Origin of the sequence: Pseudotabrizicola alkalilacus (assembly GCF_003443995.1) — a bacterium.
Classification (GTDB): domain Bacteria; phylum Pseudomonadota; class Alphaproteobacteria; order Rhodobacterales; family Rhodobacteraceae; genus Pseudotabrizicola; species Pseudotabrizicola alkalilacus.
Window position 1 is genome coordinate 145,451 of record NZ_QWEY01000005.1, and the last position, 26,289, is coordinate 171,739.

General features: G+C 63.5%; 29 protein-coding genes and 2 tRNA genes. 20 read left to right on the plus strand and 11 right to left on the minus strand.

Annotation, left to right across the window (positions count from 1 at the left end):
- Window positions 1-23: 23 nt before the first annotated feature.
- The 5 genes from D1012_RS10935 to fabI form a co-directional block, all read right to left on the minus strand.
- Window positions 24-1,892: a peptidylprolyl isomerase gene (locus D1012_RS10935; protein WP_233517094.1), complete on the minus strand. Its 1,869-nt coding sequence runs from the start codon at window positions 1,890-1,892 to the stop codon at window positions 24-26.
- Window positions 1,893-1,985: 93 nt separating this feature from the next.
- Window positions 1,986-3,179, minus strand: coding sequence for an aminotransferase (locus D1012_RS10940; protein ID WP_118152078.1), 1,194 nt, complete (start codon window positions 3,177-3,179; stop codon window positions 1,986-1,988).
- A 136-nt stretch (window positions 3,180-3,315) separates the two neighbouring features.
- On the minus strand, window positions 3,316-3,819 hold the full coding sequence (gene gpt / locus D1012_RS10945; RefSeq protein ID WP_118152080.1) for a xanthine phosphoribosyltransferase: 504 nt from the start codon (window positions 3,817-3,819) through the stop codon (window positions 3,316-3,318).
- A gap of 11 nt (window positions 3,820-3,830) precedes the next feature.
- Window positions 3,831-4,442 carry a LysE family translocator gene (locus D1012_RS10950; protein ID WP_118152082.1) on the minus strand — a complete coding sequence of 204 codons (612 nt, stop codon included), beginning with the start codon at window positions 4,440-4,442 and terminating at the stop codon, window positions 3,831-3,833.
- Between the two features lie 12 nt (window positions 4,443-4,454).
- A complete protein-coding gene (gene fabI, locus D1012_RS10955; protein ID WP_118152335.1) occupies window positions 4,455-5,276 on the minus strand; it encodes an enoyl-ACP reductase FabI in 822 nt (273 codons plus the stop codon).
- 110 nt (window positions 5,277-5,386) lie between these two features.
- On the opposite strand from fabI, the gene pdxH reads away from it, so the two are divergent.
- The 6 genes from pdxH (at window position 5,387) to D1012_RS10985 (ending at window position 9,415) form a co-directional block, all read left to right on the plus strand.
- Window positions 5,387-5,989, plus strand: coding sequence for a pyridoxamine 5'-phosphate oxidase (pdxH, locus tag D1012_RS10960; protein WP_118152084.1), 603 nt, complete (start codon window positions 5,387-5,389; stop codon window positions 5,987-5,989).
- 112 nt (window positions 5,990-6,101) lie between these two features.
- The gene (locus D1012_RS10965) at window positions 6,102-6,635 is read left to right on the plus strand and encodes a cold-shock protein (RefSeq protein WP_118152086.1); all 534 of its coding nucleotides are present in this window, start codon (window positions 6,102-6,104) and stop codon (window positions 6,633-6,635) included.
- Window positions 6,605-7,087 (plus strand): DUF192 domain-containing protein, encoded by a 483-nt coding sequence (locus tag D1012_RS10970; RefSeq protein WP_118152089.1) that lies wholly within the window; start codon window positions 6,605-6,607, stop codon window positions 7,085-7,087. Before D1012_RS10965 ends, D1012_RS10970 begins: the two co-directional genes overlap by 31 nt.
- Before the next feature lie 42 nt (window positions 7,088-7,129).
- Window positions 7,130-7,206, plus strand: a tRNA-Pro gene (locus D1012_RS10975).
- A 113-nt stretch (window positions 7,207-7,319) separates the two neighbouring features.
- The gene (locus tag D1012_RS10980) at window positions 7,320-7,856 is read left to right on the plus strand and encodes a putative pterin-binding protein (RefSeq protein ID WP_118152091.1); all 537 of its coding nucleotides are present in this window, start codon (window positions 7,320-7,322) and stop codon (window positions 7,854-7,856) included.
- Window positions 7,857-7,939: 83 nt separating this feature from the next.
- On the plus strand, window positions 7,940-9,415 hold the full coding sequence (locus tag D1012_RS10985) for a protein adenylyltransferase SelO (RefSeq protein ID WP_118152093.1): 1,476 nt from the start codon (window positions 7,940-7,942) through the stop codon (window positions 9,413-9,415).
- Window positions 9,416-9,419: 4 nt separating this feature from the next.
- Here the strand turns inward: D1012_RS10985 and D1012_RS10990 are convergent, their stop codons facing one another.
- A complete protein-coding gene (locus D1012_RS10990) occupies window positions 9,420-9,836 on the minus strand; it encodes a hypothetical protein (RefSeq protein ID WP_118152095.1) in 417 nt (138 codons plus the stop codon).
- Between the two features lie 9 nt (window positions 9,837-9,845).
- On the minus strand, window positions 9,846-11,048 hold the full coding sequence (locus D1012_RS10995) for a pyridoxal phosphate-dependent aminotransferase (RefSeq protein ID WP_118152337.1): 1,203 nt from the start codon (window positions 11,046-11,048) through the stop codon (window positions 9,846-9,848).
- An 89-nt stretch (window positions 11,049-11,137) separates the two neighbouring features.
- On the opposite strand from D1012_RS10995, the gene D1012_RS11000 reads away from it, so the two are divergent.
- The 3 genes from D1012_RS11000 (at window position 11,138) to D1012_RS11010 (ending at window position 12,404) form a co-directional block, all read left to right on the plus strand.
- Window positions 11,138-11,551: a helix-turn-helix domain-containing protein gene (locus D1012_RS11000; protein ID WP_118152097.1), complete on the plus strand. Its 414-nt coding sequence runs from the start codon at window positions 11,138-11,140 to the stop codon at window positions 11,549-11,551.
- A complete protein-coding gene (locus tag D1012_RS11005; protein WP_118152099.1) occupies window positions 11,548-11,826 on the plus strand; it encodes an FAD assembly factor SdhE in 279 nt (92 codons plus the stop codon). Before D1012_RS11000 ends, D1012_RS11005 begins: the two co-directional genes overlap by 4 nt.
- Before the next feature lie 80 nt (window positions 11,827-11,906).
- Window positions 11,907-12,404 (plus strand): MarR family winged helix-turn-helix transcriptional regulator, encoded by a 498-nt coding sequence (locus D1012_RS11010; protein WP_118152101.1) that lies wholly within the window; start codon window positions 11,907-11,909, stop codon window positions 12,402-12,404.
- Window positions 12,405-12,410: 6 nt separating this feature from the next.
- Here the strand turns inward: D1012_RS11010 and D1012_RS11015 are convergent, their stop codons facing one another.
- The 3 genes from D1012_RS11015 to D1012_RS11025 form a co-directional block, all read right to left on the minus strand.
- Complete coding sequence (locus D1012_RS11015; RefSeq protein ID WP_118152103.1) at window positions 12,411-14,465, minus strand: capsule polysaccharide biogenesis protein; 2,055 nt, start codon at window positions 14,463-14,465, stop codon at window positions 12,411-12,413.
- Window positions 14,466-14,472: 7 nt separating this feature from the next.
- Window positions 14,473-15,612 (minus strand): polysaccharide biosynthesis/export family protein, encoded by a 1,140-nt coding sequence (locus tag D1012_RS11020; protein ID WP_118152105.1) that lies wholly within the window; start codon window positions 15,610-15,612, stop codon window positions 14,473-14,475.
- An 89-nt stretch (window positions 15,613-15,701) separates the two neighbouring features.
- Entirely contained in the window at window positions 15,702-16,991 is a 1,290-nt protein-coding gene (locus tag D1012_RS11025) for a capsule polysaccharide biogenesis protein (protein ID WP_118152107.1), read from the minus strand.
- Window positions 16,992-17,148: 157 nt separating this feature from the next.
- Here D1012_RS11025 and D1012_RS11030 point away from each other — a divergent pair, with 157 nt between their 5' ends.
- The 9 genes from D1012_RS11030 (at window position 17,149) to D1012_RS11070 (ending at window position 23,368) form a co-directional block, all read left to right on the plus strand.
- Window positions 17,149-17,745 carry a riboflavin synthase gene (locus D1012_RS11030; protein ID WP_118152109.1) on the plus strand — a complete coding sequence of 199 codons (597 nt, stop codon included), beginning with the start codon at window positions 17,149-17,151 and terminating at the stop codon, window positions 17,743-17,745.
- Complete coding sequence (locus D1012_RS11035; protein ID WP_233517096.1) at window positions 17,736-18,296, plus strand: hypothetical protein; 561 nt, start codon at window positions 17,736-17,738, stop codon at window positions 18,294-18,296. Before D1012_RS11030 ends, D1012_RS11035 begins: the two co-directional genes overlap by 10 nt.
- A 107-nt stretch (window positions 18,297-18,403) precedes the next feature.
- Window positions 18,404-19,495, plus strand: coding sequence for a 3,4-dihydroxy-2-butanone-4-phosphate synthase (gene ribB, locus D1012_RS11040; protein ID WP_118152111.1), 1,092 nt, complete (start codon window positions 18,404-18,406; stop codon window positions 19,493-19,495).
- Window positions 19,496-19,498: 3 nt separating this feature from the next.
- Window positions 19,499-19,999 carry a 6,7-dimethyl-8-ribityllumazine synthase gene (locus tag D1012_RS11045; RefSeq protein ID WP_118152113.1) on the plus strand — a complete coding sequence of 167 codons (501 nt, stop codon included), beginning with the start codon at window positions 19,499-19,501 and terminating at the stop codon, window positions 19,997-19,999.
- Window positions 19,996-20,484 carry a transcription antitermination factor NusB gene (nusB, locus tag D1012_RS11050; RefSeq protein WP_118152115.1) on the plus strand — a complete coding sequence of 163 codons (489 nt, stop codon included), beginning with the start codon at window positions 19,996-19,998 and terminating at the stop codon, window positions 20,482-20,484. Before D1012_RS11045 ends, nusB begins: the two co-directional genes overlap by 4 nt.
- A 39-nt stretch (window positions 20,485-20,523) precedes the next feature.
- A complete protein-coding gene (locus D1012_RS11055) occupies window positions 20,524-20,928 on the plus strand; it encodes an META domain-containing protein (RefSeq protein WP_118152117.1) in 405 nt (134 codons plus the stop codon).
- A 132-nt stretch (window positions 20,929-21,060) separates the two neighbouring features.
- Window positions 21,061-21,372, plus strand: coding sequence for a hypothetical protein (locus D1012_RS11060; protein ID WP_118152119.1), 312 nt, complete (start codon window positions 21,061-21,063; stop codon window positions 21,370-21,372).
- 211 nt (window positions 21,373-21,583) lie between these two features.
- Complete coding sequence (locus D1012_RS11065; protein WP_118152341.1) at window positions 21,584-22,429, plus strand: DUF481 domain-containing protein; 846 nt, start codon at window positions 21,584-21,586, stop codon at window positions 22,427-22,429.
- Between the two features lie 474 nt (window positions 22,430-22,903).
- Window positions 22,904-23,368, plus strand: a complete 465-nt coding sequence (locus D1012_RS11070; RefSeq protein WP_118152121.1) for an MmcB family DNA repair protein — start codon at window positions 22,904-22,906, stop codon at window positions 23,366-23,368.
- Here D1012_RS11070 and D1012_RS11075 read toward each other — a convergent pair.
- Entirely contained in the window at window positions 23,349-23,582 is a 234-nt protein-coding gene (locus D1012_RS11075) for a DUF6324 family protein (RefSeq protein WP_118152123.1), read from the minus strand. The genes D1012_RS11070 and D1012_RS11075 overlap by 20 nt on opposite strands.
- 153 nt (window positions 23,583-23,735) lie before the next feature.
- On the opposite strand from D1012_RS11075, the gene D1012_RS11080 reads away from it, so the two are divergent.
- Both D1012_RS11080 and D1012_RS11085 read left to right on the plus strand, forming a co-directional pair.
- Window positions 23,736-23,812: transfer RNA gene (locus tag D1012_RS11080), tRNA-His, on the plus strand.
- A gap of 143 nt (window positions 23,813-23,955) precedes the next feature.
- Window positions 23,956-26,289: a Tex family protein gene (locus D1012_RS11085; protein WP_118152344.1), complete on the plus strand. Its 2,334-nt coding sequence runs from the start codon at window positions 23,956-23,958 to the stop codon at window positions 26,287-26,289.

The window sequence follows — 26,289 nt, forward strand, 5'->3', positions numbered from 1 at the left end:
CAGGGCCTTCGGTCAGGGTGTGGTCAGTTGAACTGGGCGTGAACGGCGTTGATCGCGTTCTGGTCCAGGAAGATCCCGGCCTCTTCGGTCAAAGCATTCGAGAACAGTTGCAGCGCATCCTGTGCCAAAGCCTGCTCGACCTGAGCCGAAATCGCCTCTTTCAGCGCGGCAACCTCTTCGCCGTCCTGTGCGGCGGGCATCACCTCATCCAGCCGCACCAGTCCGACAAAGCCTGCGCCTTCGATCACCCGCAAGTCACCGGGCGCCATCGCGAAAACGGCCGTCATCAGCTCTGGCGGGGCGCTTTCGACAAAGCCCTCCCGCGCGATGCTGGCGGTGCGCTGCACGATGCCGAAAGCCCCCAGCGACCCGCCGCCTTCGACCGCGGCTTTCACCTCGACCGCACGATCTGCCAAGGCTTTGGCGGTTGCATCGGCGGTATAGGCCGCCACAACAGCGTCGCGCGCGGTCTCAAACGGGATCGGGGCCGCAGGCACCAGTTCGACAAACTGCAGGGCCACGACACCGCCATCTGCCAGCAGAACCGCCTCGGGGAAATCGCCTTCGGCCAGCCGGTCCGCAGCCGTGCGGAACGCCGGATAGGCGGCAATGCCTTCGGGAGCGGGTTCAGAGGCGACGTAATCCACCGTGTCGATCACCATGCCCTGATCCTGCGCCACCTCTTCAAGGGTGGAGCCACCGGCCAGCATGTCGTCAATCGTCTCGACCCGGTCCGCGATGGAGCGCCGTGCCGCATCAGCCTGAATCTCGATCGCAAGATCGGGGCGGGCGTCGTCAAAGCTGATCTCTTGTGCCGCCAGAATCGCATTCATGCGAAACAGGGCAGGGCCAAGCGTGCTGTCAAACGGACCGACCACGCCGGGACCATCAAGCGTAAACACAGCCTCGCCAGCGGCACCCAGCTCCTCTTGCGCCACGTCGCCCAGATCAATGTCTTCCAGATCCAGCCCGCGTTCGGCCACCAGCGTCTCAAACGCCTCACCGCCCTCCAGCCGGGTCATCGCCTCTGCTGCGGCTTCGGCCGAGGGATAGATCAGACGTTCGACCAGCCGTCTTTCAGGCTGCACAAAATCGGCAATCCGGCTGTCATACATCCGGCGCAGCGTTTCGTCATCCACCGGCTGATCGGCGGCAATCGCATCGGGCAGCAGGGCGGCGTAGCGGATGCGCTTGGCCTCGGGCGCGGTAAATCTGGCGATATTGGTCTCGTAAAACGCCGCCAAAGCCTCTTCGGTCGGCTCCGCGACCGGGGCCGCCAGATCCTGCACCGTCAGCTGCAGCAGCGAAAACCCGCGCCGTTCGCCGACCCAGTTGTACAGCGTATCGGTCAGCGGGGCAGGGGCGACAAAGCCGCCCGCGACCGCCCCCGTCAGCAACTGCCGCGCCACATCGGCGCGCAGCGACGCCTCATAGGCGCTTTCGGTCAGGTTGTTACGATCCAGCGTAAAGCGATAGGTCTCACGGTCAAACCGGCCCGCCGTGCCCTGAAACGCCGGCGATTCGGTGATCCGCTGGGCCACAACCGCATCGCCGACCGACAGCCGGACCCGTGCGGCTTCATTGTCGAGGGCGGTCTGCGCGACCAGCGATTGCAGCACCTGCCGGTCCATGCCAAGGCTTTGCGCCTGCGACAGCGAGATGTTCTGGCCAAACTGCGCACTCAGCGCCGACAACTCCTGTTGCAGGGCGCGGGCATAGCTGTTGGTGTCAATCTCGCGGTCACCGACCCGGCCAATGCTGGTCAGGCCGCCGCCGAAATTGGTCACGCCAAATCCGCCCAGACCGACGACCAGCATGGCCATCAGCACCCAGACCACAATCTGGCTGCCCTTGCCCTTTTTGCGCGGGGTATCGTCGCTGTCTCTGGCCATCATCCGCCCCTTTGGAACCTGCTTTGCGACTGTCTATGCGTTAAGCCACAAAGGAACAAGAGGTTGGCGGGCAAGAGAGCAGCGGGCGAGTCATCAGGCGCGAAAGGCCTTCAGGCGGTGAAACAGCTCCGTGATCCCCGCCGCATCGACATTGGCAAAGGCAATGCGGATCTGCCGCTTGCCCGCCTCTGATCCGCCGGGCTGGAACATGGTGCCGGGCAGCATCAGCAGCGACGCCTCGCTGACCAGCCGCTTGCAGAGCTGATCCGAAGGCAGATCAAACGGGTGCTCGACATAGGCGAAATAGGCGCCACAGCCAAGAAGCTTCCAGCCCTCCAGCTGGGCAAACCCTTCGATCATGGCGCGGCGGCGCGACAGGATCTCATCCCGCTCGCCCGCGACCCATTGGCTCAGGTTGCGCATGCCCCACAGCGCTGCGATCTGGCCCAGCTGGCCGGGGCAGATCGCGACGGTATCGAGGAACTTTTCCACCTCGGCCAGACGGCCCGCGCTGGCCACAACCGCGCCCACGCGGTGCCCGGTCAGGCGGTAAGCTTTGGAAAAGCTGTAGAGGTGGATCAGGGTATCGGCCCAGTCGGGATCGTCGAACAGATCATGCGGCCGACCGCCGAGTTCCACCGAATGGCGGCTGTCAAAATCGCGGTAGGTTTCATCCACGATCAGCGCCAGACCCTGCGCGCGGCAAAGATCGCGGAAGGCGGCCAATGTCTCTGCCGGATACTCGACCCCGCCCGGATTGTTGGGCGATACCAGCACAATGGCGCGGGTTCGGGGCGTGATCAGCGCACGCGCGGCCTCTGCATCGGGGATCAGCGTCGGCCCGGTGTCCAGCGCGATGGTCGCCACGCCCTGCATGTCGAACCACATCTTGTGATTGAAGTACCACGGTGTCGGCAGGATCACCTCATCCCCGGCACCGGCAAGGGTGGACATGACGGCGGTAAAGGCCTGATTGCAGCCTTGGGTGATCGCCACCTGATCCGGCGCAATCTGGCCGCCGTAGAGCGCAGACCATTGCCCCGCGATCTCGGCCCGCAGCTCGGGCAGGCCCAGCACCGGACCGTACAAATGCGCCGCGTCATTGGTCAGCGCGGCATCAGCAATCGCCTGCCGCAGGCCCAAAGGCGGCGGCTCCACCGGGGCGGCCTGACTGACATTGATCAGCGGGCGGTCGGCGGGAAAGGCCACCCCCTGCAACCAGCGCCGCGCCTCCATCACCGGGGGGGCTTCGGTTGCGGCCATGGCGGGGTTCAGCGGATGGGTCATCGGTTGCGCCTTGTGCTGGCGGCGGAACCGGGGGTTTCACACCCCCCAGCTCAGCGGTTTCTCGAACCAATGGCGAAACCACTGGCTACCCCGTGGGATATTTGGGGACAGAAAATGCAGAACAGACTCAGGAAAGTCAGTCGGTGCCACGGTAGGGCTGGACGTATTGCAGCGCCATGTCCCAGGGGAAGAAGATCCAGGTGTCCTGGCTGACCTCGGTGATATAGGTATCCACCTGCGGGCGGCCCGAGGGCTTGGCGTAGACGGTGGCGAAATGTGCTTTCGGATACAGGGTGCGCACCAGTTCCAGCGTCTTGCCGCTGTCGACCAGATCATCGACGATCAGGATGCCGGTGCCATCGCCCATCAGCTCGGCCTGCGGCGATTTGATCACCCGCGCCTCGGTCTGGTTCTGATGGCTGTAGGATTTCACGCTGATCGTGTCGACCACCCGGATATCCAGCTCGCGGCTGACGATCATCGCGGGCACAAGGCCGCCCCGGGTGATGCCGACCACGGCCTTCCAGGCGCCATTGTCCGGGCCCTTGCCATCCAGCCGCCAGGCCAGAGCGCGGGCGTCGCGGTGGATCTGGTCCCAACTGACGTGAAAGCCTTTTTCATGCGGCAGGCGGTCGTTCATGGCAGGCTCCTTCAGGTGGCGGCGATCTTGGCGCCGAGCAGGGCAAGAAGACCGCCAAAGCTGCGGTCCATGGCGGATTTCGCGCCGACATAGGCGCGGCGGGTGGCGGGCAGCGAAAAGAGACGGGCGACAATGGTGTTCCACAGCGTTTCCACCGTGAACAGAAAGGCCAGCAGGCAGGCGAGCACCCAGAGCGGGGTGTTCGGCGGCACCGTGCCGATAAAGATCGCCGACAACACCACGGCGGGTTTGGGGTTCGACAGCTGCGTGACCAGCCCCAGCCGGAACGCCGAGAGGGCCGAGCGCGGCGGCTGGCCGGTGGTGTCGGGCAAGGGGTCGGCGGCGTGACGCCACATCTGCACCGCCATCCAGATCAGATAGAGCCCGCCGATGATCTTGAACGCCCAGAGGAGCGCCGGGGCAATCTTGAACAGCGCCGCCAGACCGGACAGCGCCAACGCGGCCCAAAACACCGCGCCAAGCCCGATGCCCATGGCGAGGAAGAACCCGGTGCGCAACCCTTCGGTCACCCCGGTCCGCGCCGACATCAGCACAGCCGGGCCGGGGCTGACCGCGCCCATGGTCAACAGGGCCGCCACCGCAAGAAATGCCGCCAGCGTCATGCTCTGTGCTCCCTAGTCCTTGCGGCCGGTGACAACGTCGATATCGGGCGCATCCACCGCCTTCATGCCGACGACATGATAGCCCGCATCGACATGCAGGTTTTCTCCGGTGGTGCCCGAGCCCAGATCGGAGATCAGGTAAAGCGCGGCCTTGCCCACCTCTTCCTGTGTGACATTGCGGCGCAGCGGCGAGTTCAGTTCGTTCCATTTCATGATGTAGCGGAAGTCGCCGATGCCAGAGGCGGCAAGGGTCTTGATCGGCCCGGCCGAGATCGCGTTGACGCGGATGCCGTCTTTGCCGAGATCTTCGGCGATGTATTTCACCGATGCCTCAAGGGCGGCCTTGCACAGACCCATCACATTGTAATGCGGCATGACCTTTTCAGCACCGTAATAGGTGAGCGTCAGCAAGCTGCCGCCTTTGGTCATGATCTTTGACGCGCGCTGGCAGACAGCGGTGAAAGAATACACCGAAATATCCATCGACATCAGGAAGTTGGCGCGTGAGGTTTCGACATAGCGGCCGCGCAACTCGTTCTTGTCGGAAAACCCGATGGCGTGGACCACAAAGTCAATCGTGCCCCATTCCGCCTCCAGCCAGGCGAACAGGGCATCCATGCTGTCTTCGCTGGCGACATCGCATTCATAGAGGCGCGGTTTGCCCAAAGACGCGGCCAGCGGCTCGACCCGTTTTTTCAGCGCCTCACCCTGATACGAGAACGCGAGCTCTGCCCCATGGTCGGCGAGGGTCTTGGCGATGCCCCATGCAATGGACTTGTCATTGGCAAGCCCCATGATCAGCCCGCGCTTGCCCGCCATAAGTCCTGTTGACATCTCTTGCCCCTCGCACATTTTTCGCATTGAAATTGACGTGTAGGCGAAAGGCAATTCCCGTTCAAGCCAGAGGCTGCGGGGCGTTTCGCACAGAATGAAGGACAAGGGTCATGGACCGGAGCGGAATTTTCGCGGGCGACGACCCGTTTGCCATTGCGCGGCAATGGCTGGGCGAGGCTGAGGCGGTTGAGCCGAACGATCCCAATGCGATTGCGCTGGCCACGGTGGACCCGTCCGGCCTGCCCAATGTGCGCATGGTGTTGCTCAAGGAGATCGAGGCGGATGCCTTTGTGTTCTACACCAATTACCAGTCAAAAAAGGCGGTTGAGATCGAGTCTGCGGGCAAGGCCGCCTTTGTCATGCACTGGAAATCCCTGCGCCGTCAGATCCGGGTGCGCGGGATCACCGAGCGCGAAGAGGGGCCAAAGGCGGATGAGTACTATGCCAGCCGAAGCCTGAAGTCCCGGCTGGGCGCCTGGGCGAGTCGGCAGTCGCAGCCCCTGTCAAGCCGTGAGCATCTGATAGCCGAGGTTGCCAAGCTGACCGTGACAAAAGGAACACACCCGCCCCGCCCATCCTTTTGGGGAGGTTTCCGTCTGCGTCCGGTTGAGATAGAGTTTTGGGCGGATGGGGCTTTCAGGCTGCATGACCGTTTTCGTTGGACACGTGAGACACCGCTGGACTCGTGGGGAATTCAGCGACTCAACCCCTGATTGTTGCCCTTGGCAATGCATGGGTGTATTCATCATTTGGAAATGTGTTTGAAACCCATCCTGGAATAGCGTCAATTTGGCGCTTGGGGTCAATCTGGGGAACGGCTCTGTTATGACTGAGGAAGAAAAGACCATGCGTATTGTGCATGGTCATGTGAAGTGGTTTGATCCTGCCAAAGGGTTCGGTTTCATCGTTTCTGATGAGGCAGAAAGCGATATTCTGCTGCATGCAAATGTGCTGCGGAACTATGGCCAGAATTCTGTGGCTGACGGGGCGACCATTACGGTGCGTGTGCAGCAAAGCCCGCGTGGCGTGCAGGCGGTGGAAGTCGTTTCGGTGCAGGCACCGGCGGGGGCAATTGCGACCCTGGTCGATGAAGGCAATCTGATGACAGCCGAAGAGGTTGCGGCCCTGCCGCTGGAACCAGCGCGCGTCAAATGGTTCGACAAGGCAAAGGGATTTGGCTTTGCCAATGTCTTCGGCAGCAATGACGATGTGTTCATTCACGTCGAAGTGTTGCGCATCTCAGGCTTTGCCGATCTACAAGCAGGCGAAGCGGTTTGCCTGCGGATCATCGACGGCAAGCGCGGGCGCATGGCAGTTCAGGTGGCATCATGGGAAGCGGCAGCACGCGGCGGGCGGTAATCGGGTCTTTTGCGGCCCTGGTCCTGATGGCGGGAACCGCCCTGGCCGGGTGCCGCGATGATCAGGTTGAATTGCGCTGGCCCGGTGGGCAGGCGCGATTTGCGGTCGAGGTTGCCGATACCGATGCCACGCGCAGCCGGGGGCTGATGTTCCGCGAAACCCTGCCACGTTCGGCGGGGATGCTGTTTGTGTATGAAAGCCCGCGCCGCGCGAGCTTTTGGATGAAGAACACCCTGATTCCGCTGGACATGATCTTTGCCGATCCCACCGGGCGGGTGACAAAAGTGCATGCCAATGCCAAGCCGCAGGACACCACCCCGATTGACGGCGGAGCAGGGGTCAAACTGGTGCTGGAAATCAACGGGGGGCTGGCCGCACGGCTGGGCATTGTCCCCGGAGCAGAGATGCGGCACCCGGCAATTGCAAATCCTTCATGGTCTTGTGCTGAATAGCCCTTTTCATCCGCAGCGGCATTCGCTAAGACCCCTCTCAGTCGGGGCGTAGCGCAGCCTGGTAGCGCGACGGTTTTGGGTACCGTAGGTCGAGAGTTCGAATCCCTCCGCCCCGACCACTTTCTTCAACCTTGTGATGCTTTTGCAGATCATCCCTGTCCTATGCGGATGGATAGAAGATCATTATCGAATGATCCGCTATCCTTGGGTCCGTGGAAGCGGGAGTGTGGGAATGGACAGTCTGAATCGGAAAAGCGTGCTCGGAATGGCCCTTGGCCCTTGTCTGGCATGGGGTTTGGCAACGGCAACAATGGCTGAGACTGTGCCGCTGCCCGCCCCGACCGGCGATGTTATTCTGACTGTAAGGGGCGAGATTGCGCAAACCAACGGGGATGGTGCCGCTGCGCTGGACCGCGCCATGATCGATGCGATCGGCGTCACGACGATGCACACCGGCACGATCTGGACCGAAGGTACAAGTGAGTTTCAGGGGGTCGAGCTGTCGCGACTCATGCGGCATCTTGGGGCTGATGGCACCACCCTGCGTCTGATTGCCCTGAACGAATATGCCGTCGAGATTCCGATGACCGAAGCGGTCGACGGAGGGCCGCTGCTGGCCTTTCACATGGATGGCACGGACCTGTCGCCGCGCGACAAGGGGCCGCTGTGGATGGTCTATCCCTATGATCTGAAGCCCGATGAATACAAGAACGAGGTCAGTCACGCCCGTTCGATCTGGCAGCTGACCGTGATCGAGGTTCTGCCCTGATTGTGGCGGTCGCCGGGTTGCGATGCCCTGTGCGGTCCCCATATGATCAGGGAAAGCCGCGTCACGCAAATCGCCGAGGATAAATGACCCAAGGATTCCAGCCCTCTGCCGCTTTGACCGGAGGTTTCCGGTTTGACAACAGCTGGCATCGTGATCTGCCGGGGACTTATGTGGAGCAGGCGCCCGATACGGCCCCTGCGCCGCAACTGCTGGTGCTCAATCACCGGCTGGCGGCTGCGTTGGGGCTGGAGGCTGAGGGGCTGGCGCAGAACCCCGGCTGGTTTGCCGGCGGCGCTGTGCCCGAAGGGGCCGCGCCCATTGCACTGGCCTATGCCGGGCATCAGTTCGGCGGCTTCTCACCCCAACTGGGCGATGGCCGGGCGCATCTGATCGGCGAGCATATCGCGCCCGATGGGCAGCGCTGGGATATCCAGCTCAAAGGCTCTGGCCGCACGCCGTTTTCGCGCGGCGGCGATGGCAAGGCAGCCCTTGGCCCGATGCTGCGCGAATACCTGATCTCCGAGGCGATGGCGGCACTTGGCGTGCCCACCACCCGTAGCCTGGCCGTGGCCCTGACGGGTGAGGATGTGCGCCGCGAGGCGGGGCGTCTGCCCGGGGCGGTGGTGACCCGCGTGGCGGCCAGCCACCTGCGGGTCGGCACCCTCCAGTTCTGGGCGGCGCGCGGCGATCATGACGCGCTGGCGCGGGTGGTCGATTATGCCATCGCGCGGCACGATCCTGACCTTGTGGGGCAGGACGGGCGGCAGCTTGCGTTTTTCGACCGGGTGACCGCACGGCAGGCGCGGCTGGTGGCAGCATGGATGGGGCTTGGCTTTGTCCATGGCGTGCTGAACACCGACAACGTGGCGCTGTCGGGTGAGACCATCGACTATGGCCCCTGTGCGTTCATGGAGGCCTATGCGCCGGGCACGGTGTTTTCCTCGATCGACCATCAGGGCCGCTATGCCTATGCCAACCAGCCGCATATTCTGGCGTGGAATCTGGCAAAGCTGGCCGAAAGCCTGCTGCCGCTGATGGGCGACGCAGAGGCGGCGGTTCAGGTGCTGAACGACCGGCTGTCAGGCGTAGCTGATCTGTATCAGGCGGAATGGCTGGCGGTGATGCGGCACAAGCTGGCGCTGAACGGCGCGCAGGACGGGGACGCCGATCTGGCCAAGGGGTTTCTGGCCGCGATGGAGGGGCAGGGCGCTGACTGGACCCTCGCCTTCCGCCGTCTGGCCGAGGCAGAGACCGGCGACACCACCCCGCTGCGCGCACTGTTCGCAGACAGCACAACGCTGGACCTGTGGTTGCCGCTCTGGCGCGCCCGGCTGCGGCCGGATGCTACTGCCCATCTGCGCGCGGTCAACCCGCTGGTGATCCCGCGCAATCATATGGTGGAAGCGGCGCTGCAAGCGGCCGAACAGGGCGACCTCACGCCCTTTACCGCGCTGCTGGTTCAGGTGACTGACCCCTATACCGACCAGCCGGGGCGTGAGGCCTTTGCCCTGCCAGCCCCCAGCGGCTTTGGCGATTACGTCACCTTCTGCGGCACCTGATCCGCTATTCCGGCTCCGGCTCGGTCTTCATCAGCCGCTCGGCCTTTTTGCGCACCAGAACCGTGCGCAGATCGTGCATCGCCAGCAGCAGGGTATCGGTGACCTCTTCCAGCTGATCCTCGCTCGCCTTGGACTGCGCCCATTGCGTGACCAGATTGAGGTGATCGACTGCGCGGTGAATGTCATCAACATCGCGCTGCGCCAGAATGGCACTGCGCTGCGCGATCCAACCGGTGATGACGGCGGTTTCCTCCGCCGTCAGCTTCCGGTCGCCATGCGGCTTGATGTTGCCATTCCTGACATTGGCGATGGCAATCTCTTCCATCTCGATCCGGCGCTGGCGATTTTCCGTATCAACCCTGAACACAGCCGCGCCGTTTTCACGGATGCGGAAATAATACTCCGGCAGATCGCCCGCCATGAAACCCCCTCAGGCCAGTGCCGCACAAAAGCGTTGAATCCGGCTGCATGCCTCGCGCAGCGTGTCATCTGCGGTAGCGTAGCTGACGCGGAAGTTTGGCGATAGGCCAAAGGCCGCACCGAACACCACGGCCACCCCGGTTTCCTCCAGCAACGCGGTCGCAAACACTTCGTCATTGGTGATCAGCGTGCCGCCCTCTGATACTTTGCCGATGCAGCCCGCGATGTCCGGGTAGACATAAAACGCGCCTTCAGGGTTCGGGCAGGTCACACCCTTGGCCGCGTTCAGCATCGACACCACCAGATCACGGCGGCGCTCAAACAATTTGCGGTTTTCGGCCAGAAACTCCTGCGGGCCGGTCAGCGCCTCCAGCGCCGCATATTGCGACACCGAACAGGGGTTCGAGGTCGATTGCGACTGGATCGTGCCCATCGCCTTGATCAACGCCACCGGACCCGCCGCATAGCCGATGCGCCAGCCGGTCATTGCATAGGATTTCGACACCCCGTTGCAGGTCAGCGTGCGGTCATAGAGCGCCGGTTCAACTTCGGCGGGCGTGCAGAATGTGAAATCGCCGAACACCAGATGCTCATACATGTCATCCGACATGATCCAGACATGCGGATGGCGCAGCAGCACATCGGTCAGCGCTTTCAGCTCATCCCGCGTATAGCCCGCGCCGGTCGGGTTCGACGGGCTGTTGAAAATGAACCACTTGGTCTTTGGCGTGATCGCCGCCTCCAGCTGATCGGGCGTCAGCTTGAAATTGGTCTCGATCCCCGCCACCACCGGCACCGGAGTTCCGCCCGCCAGCAACACCATATCGGGGTAGCTCACCCAATAGGGTGCCGGGATGATCACCTCATCCCCCGGATTGCAGGTCGCCATCAGCGCGTTGTATAGGATCTGCTTGCCGCCGGTCCCCACCGTCACTTGCGCAGGCGTATAGGTCAACCCGTTTTCGCGCAGGAACTTGGTGCAGATCGCGGCTTTCAGCTCGGGAATGCCATCAACGGCGGTGTATTTCGTCCGACCCGCATCAATCGCGCGCTTGGCGGCGTCCTTGATGTTCTGCGGCGTATCGAAATCCGGCTCGCCCGCACCCAGGCCGATCACATCCTTGCCCTCGGCTTTCAGCGCCTGCGCCTTGGTGGTGACAGCAATCGTCGGCGAGGGTTTCACGCGCGCCAGCGTGTCGGACAAGAAGGGCATGATCGGCTCCTGATTTGTCATTTCCGGCCTTTGCTCTTATGGTCGCCCCGCAACCCGATCAAGCGATATCGACCTGTAGGAGAGGCAAGATGGTGGAAAATGACACAGCGGCCACGTGGTTTTCGGCAGAGGTGGCCACCTTTGGCGACCGGCTGGCCGGCGCGCGTGAGGCGGCAGGACTAACCCAGTCAGATCTGGCGAAACGGCTGGGCGTGCGCCTGACCACGGTGCAAGCCTGGGAGGATGATGCGTCAGAGCCACGGTCGAACCGGCTGCAGATGCTGGCGGGCATGCTGAACGTCTCGATCCGCTGGCTGCTGACCGGCGAGGGGGACGGGCTTGACGCACCCTCTGCGCCCGGTGTGCATGATGCGGCCACGGTCGAGGCATTGGCCGATCTGTCGCGCATGCGCGCGCAGATGCTGGCCTTGGCGCAGGATCTGGGGCAGATGGAAACCCGGCTGCATCATTTGATGCGACGCGAAGAGGTCGAGGCAGAATGACACTTACCGAAACGGCTGAAGCACGACTCAAACGCATGAAAATGCGCTCCTGGCGGCGCGGAACCAAGGAAATGGATCTGGTGCTCGGCCCCTGGGCCGATGCACATCTGGATGGTCTGACAGCAGCGCAGCTTGAGGATTATGAGGTGTTGCTGGCCGAAAATGATCAGGATCTGATGGCCTGGATCTTTGGTCAGGCCGCGCCCAAACCCGAGGTGGCGCCCTTGCTGGCCGAGATCGCGGAATATGCCCGCGAGAGATTGCGTAAGGTTTGAGCAAAAACCGGCGATAGTTTACGGAATGTTTGTTGTTTGTGCTGATTCTGCCCCTGTTTGTTTGAAGGCGGAGATCACGCATGACCCATCAGGCCCCCGTTCTGGACGGCTCGCATAAGCTTCTGACGGCTGGCTATCTTGACAGTCTTGCTCTGGTCGAACGGCTTCACCGCCTTTTGCTCGATGTCATCAAGGATGAATTTGAGCGGCTGGCGATCCTTGAGATCAATTCGGTGCAGGCGCTGCTCTTGTTCAACATCGGCGAGAATGAGGTGACGGCGGGTGAATTGAAAAGCCGCGGGTATTATCAGGGCAGCAACGTCAGCTATAACCTGAAAAAACTGGTGGATCTGGGCTACATGCACCACCAGCGATCAGAACTTGACCGGCGCTCGGTCCGGGTGCGGTTGACGGAAAAGGGGCGGCGGGTGCGGTTGGTGCTGAACGACCTGTTCGCCCGCCATGCCGAGGTGCTGATGAAAAAAGCCGTGATTGACGCCGCCGGGATGGAAGAGGTGAACCACTCCCTCAAACGGCTGGAGCGGTTCTGGACCGATCAGATCCGCTATATCTACTGATGCAGATTACCGCCGCCACAGCCGCGCATGGGTGGCGAACCGCCCCTGCAGCTTGGCCAGCAGCCGGTTTGCCAGCCCCGGATGCGGCAGATCGCCCGCCGCCAGCCGGTCCAGCGCCACCTCGGGCGGGCAGGGGCGGCGGCTGACGGGGTCGTAATAGCGCGGATAGGCGATCAGCGCCGCATGCACCAGCTGATCCAGCGAGGGGCGCGGCAACAGCCCGCCATCCGCCCCACGCAACCGGCGCGCGGGCACCGGCCCCAGATCGTGCGTCAGCCCCCAACCCGCGTAAAACGGCGCGCCCAGACAGGTCACCGGTTTGCCCCGGAGCAGCGCCTCGAACCCCAAAAGGCTGGTCATTGTCCAGACCTCATCACAGGCGTCGATCAGCGCCACCGGGTCGGCGCGTGTGGCAATAACATCGGCCAAGCCATTCAGGTCACTGGCAGAAATGGCACCGGGCCGCAGCCCGGCCTCGACATCCGGGTGGGGTTTGTAGACCAGCACTGCATCCGGGTGCGCGGCCCGCACCGCCTGCAACAGCGCAAGGTTGCTGCGCACCGCGCCACCACCCTTGAGGATTGACGCGTCATCCTCCACCTGTCCCGGCACCAGAACCCGGTGCCCCGGCGGCAGATCGGGCCGCGCGCCGGGCAGGTTGTATTTCGTCAGCCCCAGCGCCACCAGCCGGTCGCGCAGCCGTGCCGCGCGGGCCAATCCGCCGGGCGGCGGCGGGGTCAGGATCAGCCGCTCCAACCGGCTTTCGCGGCTTGGGTCGTAATAGATGCCCAGATCATCGGTCACCAGCGACAGCGGTGGCACCAGATCGGCCCCGAGGCCCCGCGAGCGCAGAAAGCCATCCTCGACCCGGCGCAGCGTTGGACCTTGCTGTGACAAACCTTCGGTTTCCTTCCCGGCCCAGACCAGAATGCCCCGACCCTGCGCATCGCCCGGCACGTCCCTGAACACCAAAGGTTTTTCCTGCCCGAACACCGCCTGTAGCCGCCCGCGTTTCCACAGCCGCATGCCAACCGCCACGTGCCCCGCGCGGTCCTCGCGAAAGGCGCGCAGCTCGGCTTCCAGCTGATCCACCGCCTCTCCAAAGCTGCACAGCCGGTCGCGGCAGGGGTCGTACCAGACCGGCGCCAGGATCATGGCGGCGGCAAAGAGTTGCACCTTTGTCAGCTTGCGGCCGCGCCGGGGCAGGGGGCCAGCGTCATGGGTCAGACCCCAGCCAGCGTAAAACGGCTGGCCAAAAACATGCGGGCGATGCCCGGCCAGTATAGCCTCGAACCCCAGTTGCGACGACACGGTGTAAACCGCAATCGCCCCTTCCAGCAGCGCATGAGGGGAGACAGCATCGGCCAGCAGCGTCACCCGGTCTGACTGATCCGCGACCGAGTAATGGCCGCCCCGCAGGCCAAGCGCCGTTTCGGGATGCACCTTGAGCACGATCCGCGCCTGTGGATGTGCGTCCATCGCGGCACCCAGCATCTGCGCAAAGCTTTGCGCGCTGGCACCGGAGTGCCGGATCGACGCATCGCCGCGCGTCTGATCCACCACCAGCACATAGCCCGGCTCTGGCAGAGGCAGCGCAGGGTCGTGCATGTTGTATTTTGACAGATCCAGCGCCCGCAGCCGCGCGATTCCGTCGCGTGCGCGGGTCAAAAGGTTCGAATCGTCCAGATGATCGGTGGCGAGGATCTGCTCCAGCCGCGACGGGGCGGCGCTGTCGAAATGCACCCCAAGCGGGTCAATCATCAGCCCCAGCGTGCCACCGCCCATCCGCCCCGGCCGGACGCCGCGCAAAAAGGCATCCTCCAACCGGATCAGCGGCACCCCGCGCCGGGCGGCGATAGCCTCGCCGCGATGGGCATAGGGGCTGTGGCCCCAGACCACCACGCCATCCTCTGGCCCCGGCAGACCGAGTGCCAGATCGTGGCCGCTCAGTTGCAGAATGCGGCGCAGCCGCCGGTCGCGCAGAAAGCCCGCGTTGTAATGATAAAGCCGCCGGGGAACGTCCCCGGCGGCTTTTGGTTGGTCATCGGGTTGCGGTGCCAATCCGGCCTCAGCCGCCGGTGCCCACGTCGGACAGCGAATTGGCCGCACCCGCCGTGCCGGTGATTGCCGACAGCGTTTTCTGCCACTGCACGAACGGCGCTTCGGTGACGTAAACCGTATCCTGATCGCGCACCACAAAATCACGCGCCTCGAACATGCCGGTGGGTTGGGTCAGATCAAGCACATAGACCATCCGCTGATCGCCGCGCAGATCCTTGCGGCCCAGGACCGCATTGGCAATCTCCGCCGGTTCGTTGCGGAACACGAACACCCCGGTCGGATCGGCCAGGTTGGTGTTCAGCCCGCCGACAATTGCAATCGCCTCGATCGCCGACAGGGTTTGCGTCGCGAACGGCACCCGGTTTTGCGCACCGGTCGCGCCAAGGGCGACAAAGGCGCGGGTGTCGCGTTCCACCACGATCTTGTCGCCGGGGCGCAGGGCAATGTCGAGCGACGGGTTGGAATACAGATCCTGAAGCCAGACTTTCCCGGTATGATTTCCACGGGTTACGCGGATAACCGCAACCTCGGGTTCAATCGAGACACCCCCGGCACGGGCGATCATCGCTGACAGAGTGCGGGTTGGCCGTTCGATGGTATAGACGCCATTGGCCCCGACCGAGCCTTGCACCGACACTGCCGAGCCATCGCCCGCCAGCCGCGTCACGGTCACTTGCGGGTCCGGTGTCTGGGTATCCAGTTTGCGGGTGATCGCGCTGCGCAACCCTTCGGGCGTTTGCCCGGCGGCCTTGATCCGGCCGGCATAGGGCACAAAAATGTAGCCCTGACCATCCACCTGCACCTCTTCGAGGGCGCTGACGCGCTGGCCGGTGTTGCCCAGAAGCGGGTCATCACGGACGTTTTCAAAGATGGTCAGACCCAGCGTGTCGCCGGGGTTGATGGTATCCGACCCCACCACGCCCGCATTGAGAAAGCCGGACGTGAACCCGAAGGCGGGGATGACGGCGGTCGCGCGGGTCACGCGCTGGTTGACGGTGACGATAAAGGCGTCCCCTTCTTTCAGCACCGACCCTTTGAAAATCTCGGCCTTGTTCGGCCCCGAACGCGGCAAGCCGCAGGCCGCCGTGGTTGCCACAAGGGCAACAAGGCAGAGGGCCTTCGCCCCCCTTGATGTAAGCACTTTCACTGCCCGGGCTCCTTTAACTGGATTTGCCTCAAGTTTTGCCTGCAAGGCTACAGAATGAATTGAGAAAACGCCAGCACTGGGTTTTGGGCTCAGTTCACAAGGCGCAACTGTTGCCGTGGTGCCGCGCTTCCCGAAACCAGTGCATCATAGGGATCTTCGGCTGACAGCATCATATCGACCACCTGCCGCAGCACTTCGCGCCGCCCGCGCGCGCTGTAAAAACCGCCGGTGATTTGGCTGGTTTCCAGCAGATAGTGCCGGTAATCGCGATAGGCGCGGGCATCGGGGCGGTTGGGGCGGGCGAAAAACCGGGCGATGGGCTGATGCGAGACGAATTCGGGCTTGGCATAGACTGCCGCGCCAAAGGTTTTGAGCGGCATGCCGCGCCACAGCACCTGTTGCCCGGCGGTGGAATTGACCGTCACGGCGCTGCGGGCGTGGTTCAGCAGTTGCGCCAGCTTGCCACCGCGCACGAAATGTACACGCCCTGCCACCCCATGCAGTTGCGACAGCCGACGGATTTCTGCCTTCAACGGCGCGCGCCCGTCTTCCAGCGGATGGGCCTTGAACACCAGATGGTGATGCGAGGCCGCCCCTTTGGCAAACCCCTCCATCACCACCGCCAGAAATTCAGCCATGGTCTTGAACGGCGAATGCATCTGAAAGCTGGCATCATGTTCCAGCTGCAGTAGCACCAGATGATAGGGAAAGCCGCCATGCTTGATGCGGAACTGTGCGATCATCCGTTCCCAGCGGTGAAACGGCAGCAGGATCAGCCGTTGGCAATACAGCAGAAATTCCTGCCAGACGGTTTGCTTGCGATGCGGGCGGAAATTGCGGAAATCCCAGAACCCGGTCAGCACAAACCAATGATACAGCGCGCCCCAGAAAATATGCTGGCGCATGTCGCCCCAGCGGGCAGGGGCCTCGGGCTGGTCCATTTCGGCTTTCGCCAAGGCAGCCTGCATGTCGGCCACTGACATCTGCATCAGTTTTGAGTGACCGTTCACGCCACCGCGTTCATAGGTCACCCAATGCGGGCGCAGATAGCCTTCTTCAAACACATGCACCATGACGCCCGCCGCTTGCGCGGCCAGAACCGCCTGCGCATGGATCGGGCGGGTGTCGCCGTAAAGCACCAGATCGGTGATCGCCAGTTCGCGCAGCAGGGCGGCAATCCGCTCTGGCCAGTGCTCTACCGGGTCGCGGAACGGGATGAATGTGGCACCCGACGGCCAGAACGCCCGGTCGCCCCGGTTGAACCCGACCCGCCAGACCTGTGCCCCCGCCGCGCCGAGCATCTTGCCCAGACGCTGGAAAAAGGGCCCGTGTGGCCCTTGCAGAAACAGAAATCGGCGGTCGTCACCAGAAGTACGCATTGCACCCGTCAAATTTACCCCGGTGACACAAAGCCCCCGTCAGTATGTGCTTCTAGCGGGACGCCAAGGTCAAAGCACGGCGAATTTGAGGCAATTTTCGTACAACCTTGCGTCCGGGTTTTGCGCAGGTTACGCATTGCAGCAAAGGAGAGCCGCCATGTTCACAGGGATCGTCAGCGATATTGGTGAGGTGCTGGAGACAGAGCAGCAGGGCGACTTGCGCGCCCGGATCGGCACCCGCTACGATGTCAGCGGCATCGACATCGGGGCGTCGATCGCGTCAGATGGGGTTTGCCTGACCGTGATTGCCACCGGCAGCAGCCCCCGCAACTGGTACGATGTGCAGATTTCGGCGGAAACGGTCAGCAAGACCAATCTGGCGCGCTGGAAACCGGGCGCGCGGGTTAATCTGGAACGCGCGCTGAAGGTCGGTGACGAGTTGGGCGGCCATATCGTGTCGGGCCATGTCGATGGCGTGGCCGAGGTGGTGGCGGTGACACCGCAAGGCGACAGCCTGCGCGTCACCTTTCGCGCGCCGCGCGATCTGGCCCGGTTCATCGCGCCCAAGGGGTCGGTTGCACTGAACGGCACCTCGCTGACGGTGAATGAGGTCGATGGCACCGATTTCGGCATCAACTTCATTCCGCACACCCAAAAGGCCACCACCTGGGGTGATGTGGCCGTCGGCGACCACGTCAATCTGGAGGTGGACACCATGGCGCGCTACGTCGCGCGGCTGCGCGAATGGGAGTGACATCAGGCATCGGCCACAACGGCGGGCCGGAGATGACCGGCCTGTCCTGGCGCACCCATTGCTGGCGCGCCGCCCGCGCCCGGCTGGTGCCGACCCTGCCGCTGGAGGTGGTGCGCCTGCGGGTGCGCCGGGCGGCAGAGCTGGGACTGGAGTACAAGACCTATGCCGGGATCCGCGCCAGCACCGGGCATGATCTGGTGGCGTTTCTGTTCTCGTCCAACGCCTTGCGCATTCTGCGCGCGGGGCAGGCGCTGCCCTCTGACCGTGCGGTGAAACTGGCCGCTGTTTCCTCGGCCGGTCTGATCGGCCTCGCCCTGCCGCCCTTGCAGGCGGCGGCTCTGGCGCAGGCCGCCCCGGTGCTGAGCCAAAGCCACAGTGCCCCGCACCATCTGGCCAGCTTTGCCGAGGCGCGCCACCGGTTGCGTGAGGTGCTGGGCAAAACCCCGCCGGATACCGTGCTGCTGATCGGCGATCACGGGCTGGAGGCAGAGTGGTGCGCGGCGGGCCGACTGGCCGGATACCTGCCGGCAGAGCGGTATTTCACCCCCTGATCCCGCGACCTTTTGCTTAGTCTGCACAGGTGTTCTGCAGGAGCAGCCTCTGGCTTTTGCAGGCCCGCCGGGGTAAAGCCAGACAAACCCGCTCAGGAACCCACCGCATGACCCAGTATTCCGACGCCATCTCTTCTGTCGAAGACATCATCGACGACGCGCGCAACGGGCGCATGTTCATTCTGGTCGACCATGAAGACCGCGAGAATGAGGGTGATTTGGTGATCCCGGCGCAGATGTGCACGCCGCAGGCGGTGAACTTCATGGCCACCTATGGCCGGGGCCTGATCTGCCTTGCTCTGACCGCCGACCGGGTCGATCAACTGGGCCTGCAACCGATGAGCCCGAAGAATTCGTCGCGCCTTGCCAGCGCCTTTACCCTGTCAATCGAGGCGCGCGACGGGATTTCCACCGGCATCTCCGCCGCCGACCGGGCGCGCACCGTGTCGGTCGCCATTGATCAGACCAAGGGCCCGCAGGATATTGCCACCCCCGGCCACGTGTTCCCGCTGCGCGCGCGCGACGGCGGCGTGCTGGTGCGCGCCGGTCATACCGAGGCGGCGGTCGATGTGTCGCGTCTGGCAGGGCTGAACCCCTCGGGCGTGATCTGTGAGGTGATGAACGATGACGGCTCGATGGCGCGCCTGCCCGATCTGATCCTGTTTGCGCAAAAACACGGGCTGAAGATCGGCACGATTTCCGACCTGATCGCCTATCGCCGCCGCAACGACAATCTGGTGAAGCTGACCGAAGAGCGCGCCGTCACGTCAGAATTTGGCGGCAACTGGACCATGCGGATTTACACCGATGTGACCGAAGGCGCAGAGCATGTGGTGCTGATCAAGGGCGACATCACCACGCCCGGCCCGGTGCTGACCCGGATGCACACGCTCGACCCGCTGCTGGACGTGGTGGGCCTTGGCGGGGCAGGGCGCACGGCGGAATTCGCCGATGCAATGACGCTGATCGCCACGGAGGGGCGCGGTGTGCTGGTCTTGCTGCGCGAGCTGGACCGCAAGCTGATCTCTGATACTGAAGCCTCGCCGCAGACCCTGAAGCAATACGGCATCGGCGCGCAGATTCTGGTGTCACTGGGGGTCAACGAGCTGACCCTGCTGACCAATTCGCCCCAGCCCAAGATTGTCGGGCTGGACGCATACGGGTTGTCGATCACCGGCACCCGCCGGATCACGGAGTAAACCATGGCCACGCACGAGTCTCATTACACCCTGCCGCTGCCGCAGTTTGACCGGCCCGTAAAGCTGCTGATCGTGGTCGCGCCTTATTACAAGGACATCGCCGACAACATGGTTGCTGGCGCGCGCGCCGTCGCTGCCGCTTGTGGGGCCGAGGTGGATCTGGTCGAGGTGCCGGGCGCGCTGGAGGTGCCGACCGCCATCGCCATGGCAGACCGTCAGGCGAATTATGATGGCTATGTCGCCCTTGGCTGCGTGATCCGGGGCGAGACCACGCATTACGACACCGTCTGCAATGACAGCAGCCGCGCCATCAGCCTGCTGGGTCTGCAAGGGGCCTGCATCGGCAATGGCATCCTGACGGTTGAAAACCGGCCGCAGGCCGAGGTGCGGGCCGATCCGGCGGGGCAGAATAAAGGTGGCGGGGCAGCGGCCGCGGCCTTGCACCTGATCGCGCTTTCGCGCAAATGGGCGGGCCAGACGAAAGGGATCGGGTTCCGCGCATGACAGAGTCAAAATCGGCAGCAAAACCGAGCAACGCCGAGAAAAAGCAGATGCGCTCTGCCGCGCGGCTTTATGCTGTGCAGGCGCTGTTCCAGATGGAAGTCTCGGGCCAGACCATCAAGGCAGTGTGCCGTGAGTTTGAGGTGCATCGGTTTGGTGCCACCTATGACGAAGGTGAATTTGTCGAAGGCGATGTCGATCACTTCCGCGCGCTGGTGGATCACGCGGTGAACTTTCAGGCGCTGGTTGACCAGATGACCGACCGTGCGCTGGTGGCCAAATGGCCGATTGACCGGATCGACCCGGTGCTGCGCGCGCTGTTCCGCGCTGCGGGTGCCGAGATGACGCAGATGGCCACACCGCCGAAAGTGGTGATCACCGAATTCGTCGATGTGGCCAAAGCGTTCTTTCCCGACGGAAAAGAATCCAAGTTCGTCAACGCCGTACTCGATCATATGGCGCATGAGGCCAAGCCCGAAGGGTTCTGATGCGTCATATGTCAGACCGCTTTTAACAGGAGCCTGACCATGACCCGTTATACCCTTGCCCTTGTCGCCAGCCTTGGCCTTGCCGCCTGCCAACCAGCCGGGGCGGATGCGGTGCCATCCGAGTACCTCGCTATCGAATGGAAGCTGGTGTCGATTGACGGCCAGCCATTCACGGCAAATGGCAAGATTGACCTCAGCGCGCCGGGCAGGGTCGCAGGGCAGGGGCCGTGTAACCGCTTTTCCGGCAGTTATGACGGCACCCTGCCTGATTTCCGCCCCGGTGCCCTCGCCGCCACCAGAATGGCTTGCCCCGATCTGTCCGCCGAATCGGCGATGCTGACTGCGCTTGGCCAGATGACCCGCGCCGAGGTGACAGGGCCGGTGACGCTGCTGCTGACCGGGCCAAAGGGCGGCAGCATGGAATTTGTCCGGCCGATGAACTGACGGGGTGAACCGCGCGGGGCCCACTCTGACGGGCAACGGCCAGATGCCGGGCACGTGACAGGCCTGCGGCGAAATGGCCCTTTCCCTTTGCCGCAGGCGCGTTACTCTTTCGCTCTGATCAGGAGCACAGACATGCCCAAACTCATCCGTCTTTATATCATCAACGTGGCCATCGGCTTTGGCATCGCGGCGGCCTTTGTCGCCGGTCTGGTCTGGCTGGATATCGCCGGTTTGCAACGTCTGATCTTGCAGTCACCGATGGGCTGGGTGGCGGCGCTGATGATGGTGATGTTCAATGGCGTGGTGTTTGCCGGGGTGCAATTCGCCATTGCGATCATGCGGATGGCCGAGCCTGAAGATACGCCGCCACGGGGCCGCAGGCAGCCGCTGGTGCCGATCCGGGTCGAAGCTGCGGTATCCCGCCCTGGCGCGCATCGCCGGTAATCCGCTTCTGTGACATCCTGCGGCGGTGTGGTCAAAGGTGTCACGGGACAACAATAAGCGGTTTTTCGCTTGCCGGATCAACCCTTTACCTTCCGCTGCGTAAGTTCACGCTTGATCGCAAAGCTGTGAAGAGCGGGAACTTTCTGCCCTTTCATCCGTTTCCTCCGCGACCGGCACGAGAGAGGCCGGTGTGTGAGAAAAGGAAATAATGATGACAGTCAAACTCCGCACCCTTGGTGCCGGCGTGCTGGCCATTGCCGCCGCCCAAGTCGCTTTTGCGCCTGCCGCTGTGGCGCAAGTCGCCATCACGGGCGTTGAGTCGGTGAATGATCGCATCGACGACATCAGCGATGATGTCGCAGATGATTTGGCGCGGGCCGAAGACGCGGCACGTTTTGGCAGCCCCGAATTCCAACCCGGTTTCAGCGGCAGCGCGTCGCTGGGCTATTCGGGCAAGACCGGCAACAACGAGTCGCAAGACATCACTGCCGGTGTGCGTCTGCGCTATGCGCAGGGCCAGTTCGTTCAGACGATCGGCGCAGCACTCGACTTTGCCGAGGCGAACAATACCGCGACCAAAGAAGACGTTTTTGTCGTCTATGACGCCAACTACTACTTTGACCAGAACTTCTATGGTTTCGCATTGGCCCGTCTGCAGACCAACGGGCTGGCCGAAACGGCTGACGAAAACCGGCGTGACGCGTTCCTTGGCTTCGGTCCGGGCTATCGCATCGTAAACACGCCGGACGTTTCCTGGCGCGTCCAGGCAGGTGTCGGCGTCAGCTACCTGCAGGACGGTGCCCGCGATTCGACCACGGAGACCGGCTATCTGGCCGCGTCGCGGTTCTTCTACAAGATCAACGACAACTTCTTCGTGACGAATGATACCGATGTTCTGAAGTCGGACTCGGCACTGCGTGCGAGCAACGATCTGGGCCTGAACGTCAAGATGACTGACGCGTTCTCGACCCGGATCAGCTATCTGAGCGAATACAACGATAGCCGTGCGATCAAGACCGACAACAAGCTGGGTGTTTCGCTGGTGTTCGGCTTCTGAGCCGGAAAACCCCACACAGCAGAAAAGGGGCGGAGAAATCCGCCCCTTTTTCGTGTCTGCCAGAAGGGTAGGGTGGCGGGCCCGCAGCAGCCGTGGGTGGCATGGTTTCCCGAGAGCCAGAGGTCTCAGGTGGGCACCAGGTAGCAAGACCAGGATCTTGCCAGAGCCAGCATCCATTCGTTTGCTTATCGGCCACTGGAAAAAAGCCCCAGCACGCGAAGAGCAGCACCCGCCACCACAACAGATAGGCGCAGCTCAGGCTCAGGGCAAGGGGGCCGGGCGGCATTTGCGTGATACTCTGCCAACGGCCGATGCCCTGAGTGGCGGACCCGCTGCATCGCCGCGAAATTCATGAGTCTTGCGACAGGGATAACACCCTGCCTGATATTGCCCTGACAAAGCTGCGCCAGACAGGACCGGCGAAAATTTCACGCCCCTCTTGTCAGATGTTCACCTTTTATTCATATTGGAGCCATGAATATCGCACCCGAACCCTTACCCGGAATGCCCGGTCAGCGCCTTGCCCGTGGGGTGGCGCGCGCCTTGCGGGACATGGGCTTTGTCACGGTGGAAGAACTGGTGCCGACCCCCGGCCTGCGCGTCGATCTGATGGCGCTTGGCCCCAAGGGGCAGGTCTGGGTGATCGAATGCAAATCCTGCCGCGCCGATTATCAGGCCGACCGCAAATGGCAGGGCTATCTGCCGTGGTGTGACCGGTTTTTCTGGGCGGTGGATGCCGATTTTCCGACCGGACTGCTGCCCGAGGAAACCGGGCTTATCCTGGCGGATGCCTACGGGGCCGAGATCATGCGCATGGGGCCCGATACCCCGCTCGCCCCCGCCCGGCGCAAGGCCGTATTGCAGGGCTTTGCCCGCCACGCCGCGCTGCGGCTTCAGGCGCTGCGCGACCCGGCCGGGGTTATTTCCGCCTGGGCTTAGGCTTGCCGCCGCCTGCGCCCTTGCTGCCGCCCATGGCGCGCACAGCCTCTGCCGCCGCGCGCAATTCTTCGGCGATTTCCTCGGCCTCTTCCGGCTCGAAATCCAGCGGCAGCTCGACGCCGCCATCGGCTTCGATATAGATGCGAACCATCCCGGCCGAGGTCGGCCCGATCTGAAGGTTTGCGGCGATTTCGCTTTCCTTGTCGATGCCCATTGCGGCCCCCTTGCTGATGCAGACCTTGCCCTAGCGCCCTTTGCCCGCTTTCGCAAGCCGCACGCCACCGGGATCAGCAGGGTCCGGCTTGGCAAGATTTGCGCCAAACCCCGCTTGCAATCCCGCAAAAGGGGCGTTACATCGCCCCCAAGTGCCGACTTAGCTCAGTTGGTTAGAGCACCAGATTGTGGATCTGGGGGTCGCCCGTTCGAGCCGGGCAGTCGGTACCATTTTCCAAAGACACCACGCCAGAGCCACCCTTACGGGTGGCTTTTGGCTTTTGGTGGCGGGTTTCGCCGCCCGTCCTGGCCCGCTCTTTCCCTCGCGCCGCGCCTTGGCTATGGTCGCCGTCCGACCAGAGGGAATGCCATTCATGACGCCAGACACCACCCGCCGCATCGCGCAGACCATCGCGACCGAGATCAACGCGCAAACCCCGCAAGTCACCGCCGCCGTGGCGCTGCTGGATGAGGGCGCGACCGTGCCCTTTATCGCGCGCTACCGCAAAGAGGTGACCGGGGGTCTGGACGATTCGCAGCTGCGCCTGCTGGCCGAGCGGTTGGTCTACCTGCGCGAGATGGAACAGCGGCGCACGGCGATTTTTGGCTCGATCACCGAGCAGGGCAAGATGACCGATCCGCTGGCGCTGTCGATTGCCAAGGCGGTGACCAAGGCCGAGCTCGAAGACATCTACCTGCCCTACAAACCCAAACGCCGCACCAAGGCGATGATCGCCCGCGAAAACGGGTTGCAGCCGCTGGTCGATGCGATTCTGGCCGACCGCTCTGCCGACCCCGCCACGCTGGCGGCGGGTTATGTCACCGAAGCCATCGCCGACGTGAAAGCCGCCCTTGAAGGGGCGCGCGACATCATCGCCGAAGGTCTGTCCGAAAACGCCTCCCTGCTGGGCCGCCTGCGCGAGCATATGAAAAAGGTCGCCCGCCTGTCGGCCAAGGGGATCGCCGGCAAAGAGACCGAGGGCGCGAAGTTCTCGGATTACTTCGCCCATAACGAGGCCTGGGCCACCGCGCCCAGCCACCGCGTGCTGGCCATGCTGCGTGGCCGGAACGAGGGCTTTCTGACCATCGACCTCGACATCGACCCCGACGCCCCGCGCGGCCAGAGCCCCGCCGAACAGGCCTGCGGTGCCGCGCTGTCGGCCGGCTCCAAAGGTGCCGCCGATGCCTGGCTGCGCGAAGCGGCCAGCTGGGCGTGGCGGATCAAACTGAAAACCTCGCTCACCCTCGATCTGATGGGCGAGATGCGCGACCGGGCCGAGGCCGAGGCGATCAACGTCTTTGCCCGCAACCTCAAGGATCTGCTGCTGGCCGCCCCTGCGGGCGGCAAGGCGACCATGGGCCTTGATCCGGGCATCCGCACCGGGGTCAAGGTGGCGGTGGTGGATGCCACCGGGAAGGTGGTGGCGACTGATACGGTCTATCCGTTCCAGCCAAAGAACGACCTGCGCGGCGCACAGGTGGCGATTGCGCAATTGATCGGCAAGCACAAGGTGCAGCTGATCGCCATCGGCAACGGCACCGCCAGCCGCGAGACGGAAAAGATGGTGGCCGATCTGTTGGCTGTGCTGCCCGGGGCCGAAAAGCCGGTCAAGGTCATCGTGTCCGAAGCCGGGGCTTCGGTCTATTCCGCCTCGGAACTGGCGGCTAAGGAGTTCCCCGATCTGGATGTCAGCTTGCGCGGCGCGGTCAGCATCGCCCGCCGGTTGCAAGACCCTCTGGCGGAGCTGGTCAAGATCGAACCCAAATCCATCGGCGTCGGCCAGTATCAGCACGACGTTGACCAGCACCGTCTGGGCCGCAGCCTTGAAGCGGTGGTTGAAGACGCGGTGAACGCCGTCGGCGTCGACCTCAACACCGCCTCCGCGCCCTTGCTGGCGCGCGTGTCGGGCGTGGGGGCCGGTCTGGCCGAGGCGATTGTGGCGCACCGTGACGCCAACGGCCCGTTCACCACCCGGCGCGAGCTGCTGAAGGTCGCGCGGCTGGGGCCAAAGGCATTCGAGCAGGCCGCAGGCTTTTTGCGCATCGCGGGCGGCAAGGAACCACTCGATGCCTCCTCGGTCCACCCCGAAGCCTATGAGGTGGCCCGCCGCATCACTGCCGCTTGCGGCCGTGACATCCGCAGTCTGATGGGCGATGCCACAGCCCTGCAAAAGCTCGACCCGCGCCAGTTCATTGACTACCGCTTCGGCCTGCCCACGGTCAAGGACATCCTGTCCGAGCTGGAAAAGCCGGGCCGCGACCCGCGCCCCAGCTTCCGCACCGCGACCTTTACCGAGGGCGTGAACGAGATCCGCGACCTGAAGCCCGGCATGATGCTGGAAGGCACCGTCACCAACGTCGCGGCCTTTGGCGCCTTTGTCGATGTTGGCGTGCATCAGGATGGTCTGGTCCATGTCAGCCAGCTTGCCGACCGCTTTGTGAAAGACCCGCATGAGGTGGTCAAGGCCGGCGATGTGGTGCAGGTCCGCGTGGTCGAGGTCGATGCCGCCCGCAAGCGCATCGCGCTGACCATGCGCAAAGACAGTGCCGACGCGCGGGAAAACGCCCGCGAGCGCGCGGCGGACCGTGCCGACAAACCCGCCCCCCGTGGCAAACCGCTGCCAATGCAGGCGGCCCCGCACGGGGCGGCTCAGGGCAACAGCGCCAATCCCTTTGCCGATGCTCTGCGGGGCAAGTTCGGGAAGTAA